The organism is Pseudomonas cedrina subsp. cedrina, assembly GCF_001983175.1.
GTDB lineage: Bacteria > Pseudomonadota > Gammaproteobacteria > Pseudomonadales > Pseudomonadaceae > Aquipseudomonas > Aquipseudomonas cedrina.
On the sequence record NZ_MNPW01000004.1, the window covers coordinates 440,365 to 459,431 of the forward strand.

At 61.6% G+C, this 19,067-nt stretch carries 19 protein-coding genes and 1 pseudogene; 13 read left to right on the top strand and 7 right to left on the bottom strand.

What is annotated here, in order from left to right:
- Window positions 1–43: 43 nt before the first annotated feature.
- From BLL36_RS10550 to BLL36_RS10560, 3 genes are all read right to left on the bottom strand, one after another.
- Entirely contained in the window at window positions 44–1,159 is a 1,116-nt protein-coding gene (locus BLL36_RS10550; protein WP_076951367.1) for an OpgC family protein, read from the bottom strand.
- A gap of 172 nt (window positions 1,160–1,331) precedes the next feature.
- Window positions 1,332–2,951 carry an FMN-binding glutamate synthase family protein gene (locus tag BLL36_RS10555; RefSeq protein ID WP_076951368.1) on the bottom strand — a complete coding sequence of 540 codons (1,620 nt, stop codon included), beginning with the start codon at window positions 2,949–2,951 and terminating at the stop codon, window positions 1,332–1,334.
- 28 nt (window positions 2,952–2,979) lie between these two features.
- Window positions 2,980–3,744: a helix-turn-helix transcriptional regulator gene (locus BLL36_RS10560; RefSeq protein ID WP_076951369.1), complete on the bottom strand. Its 765-nt coding sequence runs from the start codon at window positions 3,742–3,744 to the stop codon at window positions 2,980–2,982.
- Window positions 3,745–3,837: 93 nt separating this feature from the next.
- On the opposite strand from BLL36_RS10560, the gene BLL36_RS10565 reads away from it, so the two are divergent.
- From BLL36_RS10565 to BLL36_RS10585, 5 genes and pseudogenes are all read left to right on the top strand, one after another.
- Window positions 3,838–4,656, top strand: coding sequence for a carbon-nitrogen hydrolase family protein (locus BLL36_RS10565; protein WP_076951370.1), 819 nt, complete (start codon window positions 3,838–3,840; stop codon window positions 4,654–4,656).
- Between the two features lie 243 nt (window positions 4,657–4,899).
- On the top strand, window positions 4,900–6,225 hold the full coding sequence (locus BLL36_RS10570) for an APC family permease (protein WP_076951371.1): 1,326 nt from the start codon (window positions 4,900–4,902) through the stop codon (window positions 6,223–6,225).
- A gap of 100 nt (window positions 6,226–6,325) precedes the next feature.
- The gene (locus tag BLL36_RS10575; RefSeq protein ID WP_076951372.1) at window positions 6,326–6,598 is read left to right on the top strand and encodes a type B 50S ribosomal protein L31; all 273 of its coding nucleotides are present in this window, start codon (window positions 6,326–6,328) and stop codon (window positions 6,596–6,598) included.
- A 158-nt stretch (window positions 6,599–6,756) separates the two neighbouring features.
- A pseudogene (locus tag BLL36_RS10580) lies at window positions 6,757–7,034 on the top strand (type II toxin-antitoxin system RelE/ParE family toxin).
- A gap of 8 nt (window positions 7,035–7,042) precedes the next feature.
- Window positions 7,043–7,348: a HigA family addiction module antitoxin gene (locus BLL36_RS10585; RefSeq protein WP_076951373.1), complete on the top strand. Its 306-nt coding sequence runs from the start codon at window positions 7,043–7,045 to the stop codon at window positions 7,346–7,348.
- A 49-nt stretch (window positions 7,349–7,397) separates the two neighbouring features.
- On the opposite strand, the gene BLL36_RS10590 is transcribed toward BLL36_RS10585, so the two are convergent.
- From BLL36_RS10590 to BLL36_RS10600, 3 genes are read right to left on the bottom strand one after another with little or no spacing between them, the layout of a single operon-like run.
- Window positions 7,398–8,777 (bottom strand): ATP-binding protein, encoded by a 1,380-nt coding sequence (locus BLL36_RS10590; protein WP_076951374.1) that lies wholly within the window; start codon window positions 8,775–8,777, stop codon window positions 7,398–7,400.
- Window positions 8,774–10,588, bottom strand: a complete 1,815-nt coding sequence (locus tag BLL36_RS10595) for a DAHL domain-containing protein (protein WP_076951375.1) — start codon at window positions 10,586–10,588, stop codon at window positions 8,774–8,776. The genes BLL36_RS10590 and BLL36_RS10595 overlap by 4 nt, the downstream gene beginning before the upstream one ends.
- Before the next feature lie 10 nt (window positions 10,589–10,598).
- A complete protein-coding gene (locus tag BLL36_RS10600) occupies window positions 10,599–11,507 on the bottom strand; it encodes a cytochrome-c peroxidase (protein ID WP_394329482.1) in 909 nt (302 codons plus the stop codon).
- 304 nt (window positions 11,508–11,811) lie between these two features.
- Between BLL36_RS10600 and BLL36_RS10605 the strand changes: the two genes are divergently transcribed.
- The 3 genes from BLL36_RS10605 to BLL36_RS10615 are packed head-to-tail and all read left to right on the top strand — an operon-like array spanning window position 11,812 to window position 14,047.
- Window positions 11,812–13,134 (top strand): HD domain-containing phosphohydrolase, encoded by a 1,323-nt coding sequence (locus BLL36_RS10605; protein WP_076951377.1) that lies wholly within the window; start codon window positions 11,812–11,814, stop codon window positions 13,132–13,134.
- Window positions 13,131–13,544, top strand: a complete 414-nt coding sequence (locus BLL36_RS10610) for an NUDIX hydrolase (RefSeq protein ID WP_394329479.1) — start codon at window positions 13,131–13,133, stop codon at window positions 13,542–13,544. The genes BLL36_RS10605 and BLL36_RS10610 overlap by 4 nt, the downstream gene beginning before the upstream one ends.
- Window positions 13,541–14,047, top strand: coding sequence for a GNAT family N-acetyltransferase (locus tag BLL36_RS10615; RefSeq protein ID WP_076951378.1), 507 nt, complete (start codon window positions 13,541–13,543; stop codon window positions 14,045–14,047). Before BLL36_RS10610 ends, BLL36_RS10615 begins: the two co-directional genes overlap by 4 nt.
- Before the next feature lie 251 nt (window positions 14,048–14,298).
- Here BLL36_RS10615 and metR read toward each other — a convergent pair whose 3' ends face one another.
- Complete coding sequence (gene metR, locus BLL36_RS10620) at window positions 14,299–15,216, bottom strand: transcriptional regulator MetR (RefSeq protein WP_076951379.1); 918 nt, start codon at window positions 15,214–15,216, stop codon at window positions 14,299–14,301.
- A gap of 183 nt (window positions 15,217–15,399) precedes the next feature.
- Between metR and BLL36_RS10625 the strand changes: the two genes are divergently transcribed.
- The 5 genes from BLL36_RS10625 to BLL36_RS10645 all read left to right on the top strand — a co-directional run bounded on the left by BLL36_RS10625 (window position 15,400) and on the right by BLL36_RS10645 (window position 19,001).
- A complete protein-coding gene (locus BLL36_RS10625; RefSeq protein ID WP_076951380.1) occupies window positions 15,400–16,419 on the top strand; it encodes an alpha/beta fold hydrolase in 1,020 nt (339 codons plus the stop codon).
- A 54-nt stretch (window positions 16,420–16,473) separates the two neighbouring features.
- Window positions 16,474–17,127, top strand: a complete 654-nt coding sequence (locus BLL36_RS10630; protein WP_076951381.1) for a DsbA family oxidoreductase — start codon at window positions 16,474–16,476, stop codon at window positions 17,125–17,127.
- Window positions 17,128–17,314: 187 nt separating this feature from the next.
- Window positions 17,315–18,235 (top strand): arginase family protein, encoded by a 921-nt coding sequence (locus BLL36_RS10635; RefSeq protein ID WP_076951382.1) that lies wholly within the window; start codon window positions 17,315–17,317, stop codon window positions 18,233–18,235.
- Complete coding sequence (locus BLL36_RS10640; RefSeq protein ID WP_076951383.1) at window positions 18,232–18,612, top strand: DMT family transporter; 381 nt, start codon at window positions 18,232–18,234, stop codon at window positions 18,610–18,612. The genes BLL36_RS10635 and BLL36_RS10640 overlap by 4 nt, the downstream gene beginning before the upstream one ends.
- Window positions 18,609–19,001, top strand: coding sequence for a DMT family transporter (locus BLL36_RS10645; RefSeq protein WP_076951384.1), 393 nt, complete (start codon window positions 18,609–18,611; stop codon window positions 18,999–19,001). The genes BLL36_RS10640 and BLL36_RS10645 overlap by 4 nt, the downstream gene beginning before the upstream one ends.
- The last annotated feature ends 66 nt before the right edge of the window (window positions 19,002–19,067 follow it).

Here is a 19,067-nt window from a genome sequence, read left to right on the forward strand (position 1 = left end):
TGGAAGGAAATGGAAGCACCTGCCCGTGTGCGTCGGGCGCTAGCTATGTAGCGCGGGGCAGGCTCAGGCGTTTATTGAACTCCAGCCAGGCGCCCAGCGCAGCCATCAGCATCACCCCCACCCAAGCGGTGAGCAGTTGCATCGCCAGCGCATCGCCGGCCATGGCATTGAGCATGTCGGCCAGCGGCGCAAGCAGCACGCCCAGGCAGAAGATTTCCAGGGAATAACGCCCCATGCGGCACACCTGCGCGGCCAGCGGGTTGTGCGTCCAGGCGTCGCCGGGCAACAGCTTGGCGGTGACATAGGCCAGGGCGAGGAAGTGCAGCAGGCGCACGGGCGACAGGTCGGTCTTGCTGATCGGGTAGATCAGGTCGCTTATCAGGCTTGGCATCACTGCGTCATGCAGGTGCGGCCAGCGCCACGACAGGGTGATGATGCCGGTCACCAGCACGTACATCACCGCAGCCATGAACAGCGGCTGGCGCGGCAAGTGCCGGGTGTCGAGCGGCCTCGGTTGCCCGCTGCGAATGGCCGCCGCGCCGCCCAGCACAAACAGCAATTGCCAGGTCACCGGGTTGAAATACCACACGCCATCTTCGATCGCCCGAAGGTTCCAGCCCATCCAGGGCGCCAGCAGGTACACCGCCAATGACACCGCCACCACCGCCCAGGGTTTACGCAGCATCAACGGCAACACCAGCGTCAGGCTGGCCAGCAACACGATGTACAGCGGCAACGGGTCCATCAGGTTGGGCTTGAAGCGCAGCAGCAGTTCATCGAGCAGGGCTTGCTGCGGATGCGTGATGAAATGGGTCATGCCCATCTCTTGCACCAGGTCGCGGGTTTCTACATGGCTGTTGGCGAAAAACACGATGCCCATCAGCATCGCCAGCAAAAAGATGTGCACCACGTAGAGCACCCAGGTGCGCCGCAGGATTTTCAGGCAGGCCATCCAGTAGCCCTCGCGTTGCAGCACTTTGCCGTAGGCCATCACCGAGGCAAAACCGGCAAGGAACACAAACACCTCCGCCGCATCGCTGAAACCGAGGTTGCGCAAGGTGATCTGGCCGAGGGGGTTGTGGGGCACGTGATCCCAGAAAATGAAGATCAACGCCAGGCCCCGAAAAAAATCGATGCGCGGGTCGCGTCCGTTCAGCATGGCAGCGGGCTCTTGAACAAAAGGTTTATTGATGACAACGGGGCGTGGCTGATTTAAACGCCACGCTTGGGCGGGCGCAGGTTGGCGGTATTTTTAAACAATTGCAAAAGGCTGGGTATTTCTGAATGTCTCGATTGCCTGCCCAAAGCGGGCAGGCTGAGTAGGGCCTGGATCAGGCCGCCACGACTTCCTGCGGCTCAAAACTATCCGCCCGCGCCATCTGCCACATGCGCGAATAAAACGCGCCGTTCACTTCCCCGGTCAGCAGCTCCCCAGGCTTTAAGAACACATGCAACTGCGAGAACAACTTGATCTCGCTCGCCGACATGCGCCGCACCAAATGCTTGGCCGACAGCTGTGACGGATGATCGAGACCGGCAGCGGCGAGCATTTCCGCCAATGCCTTGAGGGTGTTGCGGTGGAAATTGAACACGCGCTGGGCCTTGTCCGGCACTACCAAGGCGCGCTGGCGCAACGGGTCCTGGGTGGCGACGCCGGTCGGGCATTTGTTGGTGTGGCAGCTTTGCGACTGGATGCAGCCGATGGCAAACATGAAGCCGCGCGCCGAGTTGGCCCAGTCGGCGCCGATGGCCAGGACGCTGGCGATGTCGAACGCGCTGACGATCTTGCCGCTGGCGCCGAGCTTGATCTTGTCACGCAGGTTCAGGCCCACCAGGGTGTTGTGCACGAACAGCAGCCCTTCGCGCAGCGGCACGCCGATATGGTCGGTGAACTCCACCGGCGCGGCGCCGGTGCCGCCTTCCTTGCCGTCGACCACGATAAAATCCGGGAGGATGCCGGTTTCGAGCATAGCCTTGGCGATGCCCATGAACTCCCACGGGTGGCCCAGGCAGAACTTGAAACCCACCGGTTTGCCGCCGGACAGTTCGCGCAGTTTGGCGATGAACTGCATCAGCTCGAGCGGGGTGGAAAACGCACTGTGGCGCGAGGGCGAGATGCAGTCTTCGCCCATCATGATGCCGCGGGTGTCGGCGATTTCCCGGGTGACCTTGTGCTTGGGCAGGATCCCGCCATGCCCGGGTTTGGCCCCCTGGCTCATCTTGATTTCGATCATGCGCACCTGCGGGTCCCGCGCTTGCACGGCGAAGCGTTCCGGGTCGAAACGGCCGTCGCTGGTGCGGCAGCCGAAGTAGCCGCTGCCCAGTTCCCAGGTCAGGTCGCCGCCATGTTCACGGTGGTAGGGGCTGATGCTGCCTTCGCCGGTGTCATGGGCGAAATTGCCCAGCTTGGCGCCCTGGTTCAACGCGCGAATCGCGTTGGCGCTCAGCGAGCCGAAGCTCATCGCCGAGATATTGAACACCGACGCCGAATACGGCTGCGTGCACTGCGGCCCGCCGACGATCACGCGGAAGGCGCTCGGGTCGCTGAGCGGCGCGGGGCGCATGGAGTGGCCGATGAACTCGAAGCCGGACTGGTACACGTCGATCAGGGTGCCGAAGGGTTTGTCGGCGGTTTCATTCTTGGCGCGCGAATAGACCAGCGAGCGCTGGGCCCGGGAGAAGGGCAGGGCGTCGCTGTCGGATTCGAGCAGGTATTGGCGGATTTCCGGGCGGATGGCTTCGACCAGGTAGCGGATATTGCCCAGGATCGGGTAGTTGCGGCGCACCGCATGAGGGCTTTGCAGCAGGTCGAAAATGCCGATCAGGCTCAGTACGCCGGTGATCAGGGTGAAGGGCCACAGCCATTCATGCCCGATGAAGGGAAGGCTGGCGAGGGTAAAGATGACGCACACAGCAAAGAAGGCGTAACGGCTCAGTAAAGACAGGCTCATACGGGGTTCCTGGGTTCGGACTCATCGGCTAGGCGTTTTGCGCCTGTAGAAAGATCGAGAACAGCTCTGACTGGGATTTGATCCCCAGCTTGCTGTACATGTGTTTCTTATGGACTTTCACGGTTTCAACGGAGATTTCCAGCTTGCGCGCGATTTCCTTGCTGGAGCAGCCGCTGAGCATCAAGCGCCCCACATCCAGCTCGCGCGCTGTGAGCTGCGCGCCCCAGCCATCATTCTGGATCGGCGGCTGCGGGGCGCTGACCTGGTTCAATTCATAGGGCAGGCGCTGGCGCAACAGGCCCAGCACCCAGGGCTGGATCAGCGACAGCAGGGCGATTTGCGCCGGGTCGAAACGCTGCCTGGAGCCCAGGGACAGGCACAGGGTACGCCCATCCGGCAGGTGGCAATTGAACTGGATTTCATCGGCCACCACGTTCAGGCGGAAATAACGCTGGTAGTACTCGGTGAGTTCGAAGTGCTCCGGCGCCACCTCGGCCAGGCGAAACAGCCCGGTGCGCGTGTGTTCGCGGCTGGCGATATAGAAGGGGTCAAGCAGGTACAGGCCGTTCAGATAGTCCTGGAACAGGTGGTCGGGCGCGCCGTCGGCGCCTGGGCATTCTGCGAATACCAGCGGGCGATGTTGGCTTGCGAACAGCAACACCACCCAACTGTCGAACGGCACGTACTGGTCCAGCAAGCGCACAAGCTGGGTCCAGAAATTGGGCTGGTCCAGGGCGTCTATCATTTGCCCCACCGAACGGTGCCAGGCGATGTCCTGCAGCGACATGGTCATTGATCTACCCCTATCGGGTTACCCCCGCCGCGTGATTCCCTGGCCGGTTGCGCCTGCGCATACTGCGGCACGTACACAGAACAAGGAATACCCATGAAGGTCGAATTTGCCCAGTTGGCGGGCCGTGATAACGGTACAGCTTACAACCTTGAGCGGGCCTTGGCGGCGATCGCTGCCGCGGCGGCCGATACGCAACTGATCGTCTTCCCGGAAACCCACTTGATGGGCTTCCCGTCGGCGGAGACCGTCGCCGACGTCGCCGAGCCGCTGGATGGCTCCACCGTGCAGGCCGTGATCGACGCCGCCCGCGCACGCAATATCGCGGTGGTGATCGGCACGGCTGAGCGCGATGACGGGCAATTCTACAACACCACCTTGCTGATCACGCCCGAAGGGATTGCCCTGCGTTATCGCAAGACCCACCTGTGGGCCTCTGATCGCGGGGTCTTCAGCCCAGGCGATCGCTATGCCACCTGCCTCTGGAATGGCGTACGCGTCGGCCTGTTGATCTGCTACGACATCGAGTTCCCGGAAAGCGCCCGCGCCAATGCGCAGTTGGGCGCCGAGCTGCTGATCGTCACCAACGGCAACATGGACCCGTACGGCCCCACACACCGCACCGCGATCATGGCTCGCGCCCAGGAAAACCAGGCGTTTGCGCTGATGGTCAACCGCGTGGAAGAGGGCGATGGCGGGTTGTTGTTCGCCGGTGGCAGTGCCTTGGTCGACCCGTTCGGCACGCTGCTGTTCGAGGCCGGGCGTGAGGAAGGGCAATTCACGGTTGAACTGGATCTTGACCAACTGGCGGCGGCGCGCCAGGACTATCGCTACCTGGACGACCAGCGCTTGAAATTGCCGGGTGAGGTGATCGAGCGCAGCGATGGGACGCGCGAGCTGCTGATCCCCAAATGAATGGCTGATCTTGACCCTGTAGTGAGCGGGCTTGTCCCGCGCTGGGTGGCGAAGCCGCCCCATCTCAGGCACTGAGCTTTTCCAGTGAGAACTACGGTGTCCGGGTTTGGGGCGGCTTCGCCACCCAGCGCGGGCGGTGCGACGATTCGACAAGCCCGCTCACTACAGACCATAAAAACAACGACAGACGCTTCATCAACTTCAGTTCTGCCATAAATCTAATAATCGCGCGGAGAATTACCCATGGCTCGTTTGCAACGCACCCTGTCATTAGGGTCGGTGGTGCTGTTCGGCATCGCTTATATGACGCCGATCATAGTGCTCGGCACTTTCGGCATCCTGGCGCAATCCACGGCGGGCATGGTGCCCGCCGCTTACCTGGCGGCGCTGGTGGCGATGTTTTTCACCGCCATGAGCTACGGGCGCATGGCCTCGGCCTTTCCAGTGGCCGGTTCCGCCTACACCTACGTGCGCAAGGCCATCAGCCCCAAGCTGGGGTTTATTGCCGGTTGGGCGGTATTGCTCGACTACCTGTTCCTGCCCATGGCCATCTGGCTGATCGGCGCGGCGTACCTCAATTCGGCATTCCCGACGGTGCCGCAGTGGGTCTGGGTATTGGCGTTCATCGGCGTCACCAGCGCCATCAATATCGTCGGCCTCAAGCTGGCCAATGGCATCAATGCCTTGCTGATGCTGGTGCAGTTCCTGGTATTGATCGCCTTCGTGGCGCTGTGCATCCACTACATCGGCGGCGATCCGAGCAAGCCACTGTGGACCATCACGCCGTTCTTCAACGGTCAGATGCACATGCCATTGATCATGAGCGGCGCGGCCATCGCCTGCTATTCGTTCCTGGGCTTTGACGCGGTCAGTACCCTCACCGAAGAAACCCGCGACCCGCGCCGCACCATCCCCCGGGCGATCATGTTGATTACCCTCATCGGCGGGCTGATCTTCGTGGCGGTGTCCTACTTTGTGCAGGTCGCGCATCCGTCGTTCGAGTTCACTAACGTGGATTCGGCCGCATATGAAATCGCGCGCAACATCGGTGGCGACTTGTTTGTGTCGGTCTTCCTTATCGGCCTGATCGTTGGCCAGTTCGCATCGGGGCTGTCGGCCCAGGCCAGTGGTTCGCGCCTGTTGTTTGCCATGGGCCGCGACGGCGTGTTGCCCAAGTCGTTCTTCGGCACCTTGCATGCGCGCTTCGGCACGCCGGTCAACAGCATCCTGTTGTGTGCGGTCGTGGCGCTGCTGGCGTTGAAGCTGGATGTGACCACGTCCACGTCGTTCATCAACTTCGGTGCGTTCCTGGCGTTCAGCCTGGTGAACCTGTCGGTGATCTTTCACTACTGGATCGGCGCCAAGCAGCGCGGCGTACGTGAGTTGATCCTGTTCCTGGTATTCCCGGCCATCGGCCTGCTGGCGGACCTGTGGCTGATGATCAGCCTTGATCACCTGGCCATGTATCTCGGCCTGGGTTGGCTGGCGATCGGCCTGGTTTACCTGGGCGTACTCACCCGTGGCTTCTCGCAGCAGCCACCGGAGATGGACTTCCAGGAAGCCGCCTAGGCCCACGCGCTCTATGCTTATTGCAATCGGTTCTCGTTTGGGTGCATGATTTGTGTTACTGTATAACACATCAAATGCACCCAGACGCCCCGGAGGCTTTATGAAAGCTGGTATCCATCCCGACTACCGTACCGTGCTGTTCCACGACACCGCCGCCGACGTGTTCTTCCTGATCGGCTCCACCGCCGACAGCGATCGCACCCACACACACAGTGACGGCAACACCTACCCGTACATTCCACTCGACGTGTCCAGCGCCTCGCATCCCGTTTACACCGGACAGCAGCGCAAGACCCAGGCCGAAGGCCGGATCGCGGGGTTCAACAAGCGGTTTGCTTCGTTTGGGTCGAGCCCCAAAAAAGCCGAGGAGTGACGCTTGTAGGATTCAGTCGAAGGCCTCTCTGGTTTCTAGAGCGGCTTTTTATGTGTACCAACCACTCGTCATTACATACCTGTGTCTTTCAACTGCCTATTGAATATCTTAGAAACCCCTGTACAGTCTGTTTAACGAATAACGTTAAGCATTAAGCGATGATAAGAAGCTTCAAATGCACCCATACCAAGACTCTTTTTGAAACCGGTCGAACCCGGCGCTGGTCTGCCATTGTTTCGGTGGTGGAGCGAAAGCTGAGCATGCTTGACGCAGCCGTTGAACTTGCTGACTTGCGGTCACCGCCAGGTAACAGGCTGGAGCAGTTGTGCGGTGACAGAGAGGGGCAATACAGTATCCGAATCAATGGTCAATTCCGGATCTGTTTCATTTGGGGCCTAACGGTCCGGAAAACGTTGAAATTGTGGATTACCACTGAGGTGAATCATGTTGAAGAACGGAATGCGACCTGTGCACCCCGGAGAAATTCTCAAGGAAGAATACTTGGAGCCATTGGGCATCACTGCCGCCGCTCTGGCGCGGGCGCTGCATGTTTCCGCGCCGACAGTGAACGACATCGTATTGATGCGTCGCAGTATCAGCGCGGACGTCGCTCTACGTTTGGCCGTTGCATTGGAAACATCCGCGCAGTTCTGGCTCAACTTGCAGACCGCTTATGATCTGCGTACTGCCGAAATTGCCAAAGGTGCGCAGATTTTCAAGGAAGTCGAACGAATTGCGCATTGCGCGTGAGTTTATGTGAATCGATTTGGACCCGGTGAACACCGGTTTTTTTTGTGTCCTACGCCGCCGTCTGCCGAATCGGCAACACCACCCGAAACGTCGTGCCCTTGCCCGGTTCGCTGCTGACGGCGATCGTGCCGCCGTGTTTCTTGACGATACCGTAAGACAGCGACAGCCCCAGCCCCGTGCCTTCGCCCACCGGTTTGGTGGTGAAGAACGGGTCGAAGATTTTCTGCAGCGCTTCAGGGGCGATCCCGCAGCCGTTGTCCGCCACTTCCAGCCAAATGTTCTCGCCTTCCACGCCGTTGCTGATGGTAATGATGCCGCGCTCCGGGCCCATGGCTTGCGCCGCGTTGATCACCAGGTTCATCACCACCTGGTTGAGTTGTGAGGCGAGGCATTCGATTTCCGGCAGTGGTTGGTAGTTCTTGACTACATCGGCCTTGTATTTGAGCTCGCTGGCGACGATGTTCAGCGTCGAGTCGATGCCCTGTTGCAGGTTCGCAAATTGCCAGGTCTGGTCGTTGTCCACCCGTGAGAAGTTCTTCAGGTCCTTGACGATCTGCACCACCCGACCGATGCCTTCCTTGGATTCCCTGATCAGGATCGGAATGTCTTCCGTGAGGAAATCCAGTTCGAGGTCGGTACGCAGCGCCTTGAGCTGGTCGCGCTGCTCCGGCGCCGCGATCAGTGGCTCGGCGTCTTGATAGGCTTGCAGTATCTGTTGCAACTGCGTGAAGTAGCCGTCCAGTGTGCTGAGGTTGGAAGAAATGAAGCCCACCGGGTTGTTGATCTCATGGGCGACACCCGCCGCGAGCTGCCCCAGCGACGCGAGTTTTTCCGACTGCACCAGTTGGCTTTCCAGGTGCTTGCGCTCGTCGATTTCCAGTTGCAGCGCTTGTGTGCGTTGCTCCACCAAATGCTCCAGGTGGGCCGTTTGCAGCGAAGCGCGGCGAGCCATGTCCCATTTATTGGCCAGGGTGTTGGCCATCTGCTGGACTTCAATGTTGTCGAAGGGTTTTTTCAGGATCAGCAGGCGATCATGGCCGTGCAGGCGTTCCAGCAGGTCTTCCCAGGCATAGTCCGAGTACGCGGTGCACACGACTACTTGCAGGTCGCGGTCGACTTTCCACAGCTCTTCGATGGTGCGGGCGCCGTCCCAGCCCTGGGGCATGCGCATGTCGACAAAGGCCAGCGCGTAGGGGCATTTCTGCGTCATGGCGGTGGTCAGCAGGCCAAGGCCTTCTTCGCCGCCATAGGCCGAGTGCAATTCGAAAACCTGGGCCTGGGCCTTGGCCGTATCGCCGAACAGCGCCGATTCCATGTCATCCAGGAGTTGGTTCGCTTCAGCGGTCGGCATCAGGATCTTGCGAAAATCATCATGGATCGAGGGCGTGTCGTCGATCAACAGGATGCGCCGGTTCGGAGGTTGGTTCATGTCGGGCTTCCGGCAAGAGTAAGAGGGATCGTCAAGGTAAACACCGCGCCTTGGCCCGGCCCGTCGCTGTGGGCGCTGAGCTGGCCATGCATTTCCACGGCGGCCAGGGCGCAGCTGTGCAGGCCGAAGCCATGGCCTTCCTTGCGGGTGGTGAAGCCGTGCGTGAAGATGCGGGTCATGTTTTCTATGGGTATGCCTTCACCCTCGTCCTTCACGCTGATCTGCAAGGTGCCGTCATCCAGTGGCAGGACCTTGAGGGTCATTTGCCGTGGCCGGTCGGAAAGGCTGGACATGGCCTGTTTGGCGTTGCTGATCAGGTTGACCATGATCAGCAGCAAGCGGTGTTTGTCTGCAAGGATCTCTGGCACCTCGGCGTAATGCTTGACCACCGTGACATTGTGCCGGCTCAGCGACCCTTCGTTCATGCGCAAGGCGTCGTCCATCAGCGCGCCGATATGCAGCGCTTCCTTTAGCGTGGCCGCGCCAGCATAGGATTGTTGGGTGGAGACGATGTCTTTGATGTGGTCGATGCTTTTGCTCAATTGCGCCAGTTCCTCGGCCATCCCTTGCTGCTCGACGGCGATCGCCTCGACCAACTGGTTCAAGTAACCGGGCAGCAGCTTGCCCTTTTCATCCTCGGTGAAAAAGCGGCCCAGGTCACCCTGGTGTTCGTTGATCAACTGCATGGCTTTGCCCAGGCCCAACGCCTTGCTGCTGCGCAGCTTGCGCGTGACCAGGTCGGCGGAGATATTCACGCTGTTGAGCACGTTGCCCACGTTGTGCAGCACGTTGGTGGCGATCTCCGCCATGCCGGCCTGGCGAGCGCTGTCCAGCAGTTCGCTTTGCGCATCCTTGAGCTGCTGCGTGCGTCGCTCCACGCGCTGCTCCAGGGTTTCATTGGCCGCATGCAAGGCGCGGTTGACCCGGTTGATTTCGGCGAAACTGCGCAGCAGGCGTACCGCCAGGTAAAGCAACAGCGCCACCAGCAGGGTCGAGAAGACCAGCAGGTAACGGTGGTATTGGTGGTCGATAAGGTCAGCCGCCTGCTGGTCCTGGTCGAGATGCGTGGTCAGCTCGTCCAGGCGCTCGGCCACCGGGACCGCGGCTATGCGCTCCAGCAAGCCGTTAACCACCGGTTGTTCGCGCAGGATCAACGAAATATGGTTGCTCAGAATCTCCACGGGCGCCTGGAAATCGGCGGGCAAACGCTCCTTGTTGATCGCCAGTTTGCCCAGGCCCACCAGGATATCGGCGGCGCGCTCGTCGCTGGTGACCTGGGCGAACTCCAGGCTACTGAGCAGCAGGTCGTAGGTATCGGTGGCCACGCCCTGCAGTTGCAGGCGGTCGTGCTCATTGAAGCGGTTGAACTGCGCCTGGATGTCATCTTCGGCGGTCGGTAAAAAAGCCAGCGAATTGCGCAGCACTGCGTTGTGGGACTTGAACTGGTCGACCAACCGGGCCTTTTCCTGGATGGCCGTCTGATACGCGTCCCGGCTGGCCTGCCAGCGGGTCAGGTCCTTGGGGCTGTGATAGGTCTCACGTTTTTCCAGGTCGTCCCATAGCCCGGTCATTTGCGCGAGCGGCGCGACCAGCGGGTCGTAGTTGTGGGTCAGCGCGATCCGCGCCTTGAGCACTTCGCTGTCCCACTGCGCATTGAGCTGTTGGAGCTGGCGGATCAAATCCCGCGAATGGGTATAGGTGGCCGTCTGGTCGCGGGACGACTTGATGTACAGGTACACCAGCGTCGAGGCCAGCAACAGGGTGACCAGGCCCAGCAATACCTGGGTAATGCGGCGGCGAGACAGGGTCATGTCGGTGTGCTCATAGCGGCTTGCCTGCCCATTCGCCGGTCAGGGTCCTGAGAAACAGGACGATCAGGTCCTTGTCTTCCTGGGACGGATTGCGCCCCAACTGGTACCTGAACATCACGTCCACTGCTTCCTCCAGGGTCTTGGCCGACGCATCATGGAAATACGGTGCGGTGACCGCGACGTTGCGCAGGCTCGGCACCTTGAACACATGGCGGTCCTCCTCATCCTGGGTCAGCAGGTAACGGCCCAGGTCCGATTCGACCGGGTTGCCGCGCGCCTTGAAGTAATCGCCCATGACGCCGAATTTCTGGAACATGTTGCCGCCGATGTTGACGCCCTGGTGGCAAGCGATGCAACCGTAGTCCTTGAAGCGTTGGTAGCCGTATTTTTCCTGGATCGTGAGGATCTCGGTATCGCCCAGCAGGTACTGGTCGAACCGCGAATGGGGGGTCAACAGCGTGCGTTCATAGGTGGCCAGGGCGTTTTGCACATTGGCGGCGGTGAGGCCATCGGGGTAGGCCTGTTTGAACGCGGCCTGGTAGGCGGGCAGGGCGGAGAGGTTGTGCACCACGGTGTTCCAGTCGCTGCCCATTTCCACGGGGCTGATGACGACGTGTGCCACCTGTGCCTCCAGCGTGTCGACGCGGCCATTCCAGAACTGCTTGAAGTTAAGGCTGGCGTTGAAGACGGATGGCGTGTTGGTGTCTACCGGCTTGCCGTCGAAGCCGATGGAGAACGGCTTGTTGTCGGCGCCTCCGGATTCCAGGCGATGGCAACTGGCGCAGGACAGGGTGTTATTCACCGACAGGCGCGGCTCGTTGAACAGCTGGCGGCCCAGCTCGACCTTGGCCGGGTCCAGCGCTGGCACCGCGGGCAAGGGTTTGAGCGCTTCATCCAACGGCGCGGCCATCAGCGGCATGCCCAAGCATAGCCACAGGCTCAGTATGAGGCCGGGACGGTAGGGTGAGACGTCGCTCAAGCGAGCACTCCTTGCAAGCGTGGGGGGTATTGATCGGGCGCCAGTGCTGCAGCAGCTTGACTGAACAGGTAGCCTTGGCCTTCCCTGGCTGCACCGCTGACCTGCTGTGACAGCATAGTCGAACTGCCTTGATATCGACGGCCAGTTGGCGTCAAATCAACCGCGCGCGTCAAGCGAGGAAAACGTCTTGGCGCACAGGTCCGGTTCGGCTCAATTTTTCAGTTAATTCGAAGGCGCAGTAGGCATGGATGAACAACTCGCTACGCTCCCCAACGCACATCCCACCGTTTTACTGGTCGACGATGAAGAGTCGATCCTCAACAGCCTGCGTCGCCTGCTGCGCGGCCAGCCCTTTGAGGTCGTGCTGGCCGGCAGTGGCGCCCAGGCCCTGGAAATAATGGCGGCGCGGCCCGTTGACCTGGTCATGAGCGACGCGCGCATGCCGGGCATGGACGGCGCGCAGTTGCTGGCCGAGGTCCATCGGTTGTATCCCGCCACCAGCCGTATCCTGCTCACCGGCTACGCCGACGTGCCGACGATCATCAAGGCGATCAACGAAGGGCAGATCCACCGTTATATCGCCAAGCCCTGGAACGACGATGAGCTGAAGCTGATCCTGCAGCAGGCCCTGGAACATCAGCGGCTTGAGCGCCTGACCCAGGTGCAGAACGAACAGCTCAAGGCGCTGAACGCGACCCTGGAAAAACGCGTGGTATCGCGCACCTCGGAATTGCAGCAGACCGCCGACATGCTCGACCTGGCCTACGAAGAACTCAAGCGCAGCTACGCGACGGGCACCGAGGTGTTTTCGTTGCTGGCCAACTTGCGCTTGCCCAGGGACAAGCAGACCAACCGCCCGTTGATCGAGCTGGTGCGCCTCTACTGCAAGGCCCAGGGCATGGATGAAGCCAGCACGCGCGACCTGACCATGGCGGCCGCGCTCTACAACATCGGCAAGCTGAGCTGGAACGACAGCATGCTGGTCGCCCCGTCCGACAAGCTGCACAGCACCGACCGCGAGCAATATCGCGGTTACCCGACCCAGAGCGAGTCGCTGCTGATGACCCTGGAGCCGATGAAGGACGCGGCACGCATCATCCGTCACCACCAGGAACGCTGGGACGGCAGCGGTTTCCCCGACCACCTCAAGGGCGATGCGATCCCGTTCGGTTCGCGCCTGCTGAAGCTGGCGGTGGACTTCATCGAGCTGCAAAAGGGCCTGATCCTCGAGCGGCAGATGAACAGTGACGAAGCGCTGCTGTACATCCGCAAATATGCCGGGCGCCTGTATGACCCGGAGCTGATCGAGGACTTCGTCCTGGCCTGTGCCGCGTTCCTGAGTGACGTGACGCTGGGCGACCCGGCGGTCAAGGTGCTGACCACCCGCGAGCTGGAAGCCGGCATGGTCCTGGCGCGCAACCTCAACGCCGACAACGGCATGCTGCTGCTCAACGCAGGCAAGGTGCTGAACCTGCCGCTGGTGGACAAGCTGATTGCCTTCGAGGCGATGGAGGGCGCGAAGTACAGCGTATTTATCAAACTACCCGAAGAGACCGCTGACCTGTGACGAACATTTCGCTTATCCGCATCGCCGCCGCCGTCCTGATCGGCAGCGACGGCCAGACCCTGCTGGTGCGCAAGCGCGGCACCCAGGCCTTCATGCAGCCCGGCGGCAAGATCGACGCGGGCGAGCAGCCCGCCGAGGCGCTGGCCCGTGAGCTGCACGAAGAGCTGAACCTGCGCATTGCGCCGGGCGACGCACGCTACCTTGGCCGGTTTTCGGCGCCGGCGGCCAACGAGCCGGGGTTTACCGTACAAGCCGAGTTGTTCCTGGTGCGGATCGACGGACCGGTCACGCCCGCAGCCGAGATTGAAGAGGTGCGCTGGATCGACCCTACCGGCGACGGCGGCTTGCTGCTGGCGCCCCTGACACGTGACCTGATCCTGCCGTTTTATCGCCAGTCGCTGACAGCGTGATCATTCGCGCCTTGGTGGCCAGCGATGCCCAGGCGTATCGAGCCTTGATGCTGCAAGCGTATGACGCCTATCCCCAGGCATTCACGTCCAGCGTGGCCGAACGTGCGGCCATGCCGTTGAGCTGGTGGGAAAAACGCCTGGGCGGCGCGCTGGACCGGCTGCTCGGCGCTTTTGTCGAGAACGAACTGGCCGGCATTGTCGGCCTGGCGTTCGAACCGCGCGAAAAGGCGCGGCACAAAGTCACCCTGTTCGGCATGTACGTGAACGCCGCCCACCAGCAACAGGGCCTGGGCCGCCAGTTGGTCGAGGCGGCGCTGGAAGAAGCACGCCGGCAGCCCGGCCTCAAGCTGATCCAGTTGACCGTCACCGCCGGCAATGACGCCGCCTTCGCCCTGTACCAGCGCTGCGGCTTCATCCAGTACGGCCTGGAGCCCTTGGCGGTGCGGGTGGGGGTCGACTACTTCGACAAGATCCATATGTGGCGCGAGTTGCAGGCCGATTGATATCTAAATTTGGAAATCCTATCCAATGTGGGAGCGGGCTTGCTCGCGAAAGCGGTGTGTAGTGAGCGGGCTTGCCCCGCGCTGGGTGGCGAAGCCGCCCCAAACCAGGCGACTCGGTTCTACCTGGAGGTCGGCAGTGTTTTTATTGGGGCCGCTTCGCAGCCCAGCGCGGGGCAAGCCCGCTCACTACACACCGCATTCGCAGGCAAGCCAGCTCCCACAGATGACCTGCGCTGTTTTCGAGATCGCCTCTAGCGCACCGCACTCACCCCATCCAACGTCGAAAACGACGTGTCCTTGGCCGTCAGCAAAAAGTCGCGCATATACGGCGCATCCAGCATGTCCGCGCGAATTCCCGCATACAGCGTGGCAAACAAGCCTTTCTCGCCCAGGCGCTTGGCCTTCACGTAACCGCGCGAGCTGTATTCATGCAGCGCCCAGTGGGGCATGCCGCACACGCCGCGGCCGCTGGCCACCAGTTGCATCATCATTACCGTCAATTCCGAGGTGCGCACCTGGGCCGGCTCCACGTCGGCCGGTTCCAGGAAGCGGGTGAAGATGTCCAGGCGGTCGCGTTCGACCGGGTAGGTGATCAGGGTTTCGCTCAGCAGGTCTTCGGGCACGATGTACGCCTTGTTCGCCAGCGCGTGCTGGTTGGCCACGGCCAGCATGGCTTCGTAGGTGAACAGCGGCACATAGGTGATGCCCGGCAGTTCCAGCGGATCGGAGGTCACCACCAGGTCCAGGTCGCCGCGGGCCAGGGCCGGCAGCGGCGCGAAGGCGAAACCGGACGCCAGGTCCAGCTCGACTTCCGGCCATGCATCACGGAACTGGTCGATGGTCGGCATCAGCCATTGGAAGCAACTGTGGCATTCGATGGCCATGTGCAAGCGCCCGGCCGTGCCGCCGGCCAGCCGCGCAATATCGCGCTCGGCGCCGCGCAGCAGCGGCAGGGTGGCGTCGGCCAGTTGCAGCAGGCGCAGGCCGGCGCTGGTGAAGCGCAGCGGCTTGGTCTTGCGCACGAACAGCTGCATCCCCAGGCGCTCTTCCAGCTCCTTGAACTGATGGGACAGCGCCGACTGCGTCAGGTGCAGACGCTCGGCGGCTTCCACCAGGCTGTCAGCTTCGCGCAGGGCGTGCAGGGTCTTGAGGTGACGGATCTCGAGCACGGGGCTCTCCATGAAAACAATTTGTGATAATAGCGGATTGCGTGAGTTTGTCTCATGTTGCAAGTTGTGTCGACCTCGACCGCTGGGCACTCTTCATCAAACTGTCATGCAAGTGTGGCAGCGCGCTTGAACAAACTTCATCAGACTCGCGCTCTACTGGGGTTCTGCGTTTCGGTGTTTTTCATGCGCGTGTTGTGTTTACTGGCCGCCTTATTGTTCGGCCTGCCGTCTTTTGCGGCTTCTCGATGTGACGTCAATGTCCCGACCCAAACGGTCGACCTGGCTCAGGTGAGCATCGCTTACCAAAGCGTTGGTCGTGCGTCCGACCCTGCCTTGCTGCTGGTAATGGGCCTGGGCGGGCAGTTGATCCACTGGCCCGACGAAGTGGTCGTCGCCCTGTGCCAGCAGGGTTTTCGGGTGATCCGCTATGACAACCGCGACGTCGGCCTGTCGACCTGGAGCCAGGCTCCGGCCAATGCCAACCTGACCTTTGAAGTGTTGCGCTACAAGCTCGGCCTGCCCGTGGCGGCGCCGTATACCTTGAGCGACATGAGCGACGACGCCCTCGGCTTGATGGATGCCTTGCAGATCGAGCAATTCCACGTGCTGGGCGTGAGCATGGGCGGCATGATTGCCCAGCACCTGGCCGCCATGGCGCCGCAACGGGTGGAAAGCCTGACCTTGATCATGACCAGCTCCGGCGCCGAAGGCCTGCCGGCGCCGAATGCGGCGCTGGTGCAATTGTTGTCACGCCGCAGCGCGCCCAATCGTGAAGTGGCGCTGGAACAGCAGGCCGATTTGCTCGCGGCGCTGGGCAGCCCGAACGTGAAGGATGATCGCCAGGCGCTGTTGCACCAGGCGGCGCTGTCCTACGACCGCGCCTTCAACCCTGAAGGCGTGAAGCGCCAGATCATGGCGATCCTCGCCGAACCGAGCCGCGTGCCGTTGCTCAACCAATTGCGCGTGCCGACGCTGGTGGTGCACGGCACCGCCGACCCGTTGTTGCCGGTGATGCATGGCGTGCACCTGGCCGCGCATATCCAGGGCAGCCAACTGAAACTGATTCCCGGCATGGCCCATCGTTTCCAGGAGGCGTTCAAGGCGCCGCTGCTGACGGCAGTGTTGCCGTACCTGCAAGCCCATCGCGAAGATGCGGCGCACTGGGCGCAGATTGATCCGGTGGCGCCTGCGAAGCTGCTGTGACATTGGTGTATCGTGCAACCTTTGCGGCACATTCAAGCAGCGAGGTTGCCTACCGTGAGTACTCCCCTGAAAATCGATTTCGTCAGCGACGTGTCCTGCCCCTGGTGCGTCATCGGCCTGCGCGGCCTGACCGAAGCCCTCGACCAGCTTGGCCCCGAGGTGCAGGCCGAGATCCGTTTCCAGCCGTTCGAACTGAACCCGAACATGCCCGCCGAGGGGCAGAACATCGTCGAGCACATCACCGAAAAATACGGCTCCAGCGCTGAAGAATCCCAAGCCAACCGCGCGCGCATCCGCGACATGGGCGCCGAGTTGGGCTTTGCTTTTCGCACCGATGGCCAGAGTCGTATCTACAACACCTTCGATGCGCACCGCCTGTTGCATTGGGCTGGGCTGGAAGGCTTGCAGTACAACCTCAAGGAAGCGCTGTTCAAGGCGTATTTCAGCGATGGGCAGGACCCGTCCGACCACGCGACCCTGGCGATCATCGCCGAGAGCGTCGGCCTGGACATCAAACGGACGGCCGAGATTCTTGCGTCCGACGAGTACGCCGCCGAGGTGCGCGAACAAGAGCAGCTGTGGGTTTCCCGTGGGGTGACCTCGGTGCCGACCATCGTCTTCAATGACCAGTACGCCGTCAGCGGCGGGCAGCCGGCCGAGGCGTTTGTGGGGGCGATTCGCCAGATCATCAGCGAAGCGAAAAACTAAAGCCGAACACAGTTCAAACTGTGGGAGCTGGCTTGCCTGCGATAGCGGTGTATCAGTAAATACATTTTGGGCTGACCCACCGCCATCGCAGGCAAGCCAGCTCCCACATTTTGATCTGTGTTGTTCCCGAAACAGGCACTGGCCCGCCCCTTGCATTGACCCCTGAAGCCTTAGGGGGAACACTGCCTTGAACATTCTTGACCTCGACCACAGCCTCACCAGCCAGGCGCCGATTGCCCGGCGTTTGGCCAGCGGCCGTGCCACGCGCATCGACCTGCTGGACCTGGGCCCGAAACTGCGCCTGTGGTCCACCGAAAAAACCTGGAAGCGCTTCACCCAGCGCCTGGCCCAAAGGCCCCGGCCCACGGATGCGCGGCCGGAAATCCTGTTTGTCGGCTCCGGCGACTATCACCACCTCACGCCCGCATTTCTCGCCGACTTGAAAGAACCCATCAGCCTGATCCACTTCGACAACCACCCCGACTGGGTACGTTTTGCGCCCAAGCGTCACTGTGGCTCGTGGGTCAACCGCGCATTGAAAATGCCGGCGATCAAACGCATCGTCACCCTTGGCCCGTGCAGCGATGACCTGCATAACCCGCAATTGCGCGGCGGCAACCTCGGTGCCCTCAAGCGCGGGCAGTTGCAGCTGTTTCCCTGGCAGCATCCGCCCTCGAAAGTATGGGGGCGGGTAGGGGACGGCGCGGGCCATCAACAACAGGAAAACCACCTGCACTGGCGCAACCTGGCCGAGCTGGACTGGGCTGCGTTCCTTGAGCAAATGATCGCCAGCCTGCCCACCGAGGCGATCTGGATCACCCTTGACAAAGACGTGCTCGCCAGCGAAGACGCGGCCACCAACTGGGACCAAGGCGGCATGCGCCTGGCGCACTTGCTGCAAGCCCTGCGGGCCTTGGCCGCGCGCAAACGCATCATCGGCATCGACGTGTGCGGCGAGTTCGCTACGCCGGTGTTCAGCAATGCCTTCAAGCGCTGGGAAGCCAAGTCCGACCAGCCGCCGGTCGAGCGCTGGAGCCCGGAGGATCTGCAGCGCAACGCCGTGACCAATGAAGCCCTGATCGACCTGTTTGAGGAGCTGTTCCCGTGACATTGACCGTGGTGTGGCTGGTGGCGTTTTCCATCGTGCTCGATGTGATCGGCCAGTTGTGTTTCAAACTCGGCCTGGACCGTTTGCCCGAGTTGGATGGCGGTTTTCGCCTGAATGCGTTCTGGGGCCAAGTGTTCAATGCGCCGCTGTTGTGGGCCGGAATCGGCGCGTATGTAATCGAATTTTTCGTCTGGCTTGAAGCCTTGTCCCGCGCGCCGTTGAGTCTGCTGTTTCCGGCAGCCGCGCTGGCATATTGCGGGGTGGTGCTGGCGGGCAAGGTGGTGCTGGACGAAACCGTCAGCCGCCGCCGTTGGCTGGGCACGCTGGTGATTACCTTGGGGGTGATGCTGGTGGCGATTGCCGGGAGTCAGGCATGAATGCGCATACGTGGCTGCATGGGCGTTTCGGCACGCTGGTGCTGTGGGCGTTATTGATCTGTACCGAAAGCGCCGGGCAATTGTTCACCAAAGTGGCCGGGGACCAACTGGGGCAGATGGATTTCAACTGGCAGTGGCTGGGCGAGGTGGCCCGCAACCCAGGGATCCTGGCGGCGATTGCCTGCTACATCGGCGCATTTTTCGTGTGGATGCTGATCCTGCGGCGAAGCAGCTTGTCCCTGGCGTTTCCGCTGAGTTCGCTGGTGTTCGTGGCGGTGCTGCTCGGCTCGTGGCTGGGGCTGGGGGAACATATCAGCCCGTTGCATTGGGTGGGGGTGGGGGTGATTATCGCCGGGATCGCGCTGCTGGCCGAGGGCGAAGAGCACTGAAGATCTCGCTATGAAATACCTATCTACTGTGGGAGCTGGCTTGCCTGCGATGGCGGCGCATCAGTC

What these genes read in the sequence shown, in the direction of transcription:
- BLL36_RS10550 (WP_076951367.1), bottom strand. Translation starts at nt 1,159, where the DNA reads ATGCTGAACGGACGCGACCCGCGCATCGATTTTTTTCGGGGCCTGGCG.
- BLL36_RS10555 (WP_076951368.1), bottom strand. Translation starts at nt 2,951, where the DNA reads ATGAGCCTGTCTTTACTGAGCCGTTACGCCTTCTTTGCTGTGTGCGTC.
- BLL36_RS10560 (WP_076951369.1), bottom strand. Translation starts at nt 3,744, where the DNA reads ATGACCATGTCGCTGCAGGACATCGCCTGGCACCGTTCGGTGGGGCAA.
- BLL36_RS10565 (WP_076951370.1), top strand. Translation starts at nt 3,838, where the DNA reads ATGAAGGTCGAATTTGCCCAGTTGGCGGGCCGTGATAACGGTACAGCT.
- BLL36_RS10570 (WP_076951371.1), top strand. Translation starts at nt 4,900, where the DNA reads ATGGCTCGTTTGCAACGCACCCTGTCATTAGGGTCGGTGGTGCTGTTC.
- BLL36_RS10575 (WP_076951372.1), top strand. Translation starts at nt 6,326, where the DNA reads ATGAAAGCTGGTATCCATCCCGACTACCGTACCGTGCTGTTCCACGAC.
- BLL36_RS10585 (WP_076951373.1), top strand. Translation starts at nt 7,043, where the DNA reads ATGTTGAAGAACGGAATGCGACCTGTGCACCCCGGAGAAATTCTCAAG.
- BLL36_RS10590 (WP_076951374.1), bottom strand. Translation starts at nt 8,777, where the DNA reads ATGAACCAACCTCCGAACCGGCGCATCCTGTTGATCGACGACACGCCC.
- BLL36_RS10595 (WP_076951375.1), bottom strand. Translation starts at nt 10,588, where the DNA reads ATGACCCTGTCTCGCCGCCGCATTACCCAGGTATTGCTGGGCCTGGTC.
- BLL36_RS10600 (WP_394329482.1), bottom strand. Translation starts at nt 11,507, where the DNA reads ATGCCGCTGATGGCCGCGCCGTTGGATGAAGCGCTCAAACCCTTGCCC.
- BLL36_RS10605 (WP_076951377.1), top strand. Translation starts at nt 11,812, where the DNA reads ATGGATGAACAACTCGCTACGCTCCCCAACGCACATCCCACCGTTTTA.
- BLL36_RS10625 (WP_076951380.1), top strand. Translation starts at nt 15,400, where the DNA reads ATGCGCGTGTTGTGTTTACTGGCCGCCTTATTGTTCGGCCTGCCGTCT.
- BLL36_RS10645 (WP_076951384.1), top strand. Translation starts at nt 18,609, where the DNA reads ATGAATGCGCATACGTGGCTGCATGGGCGTTTCGGCACGCTGGTGCTG.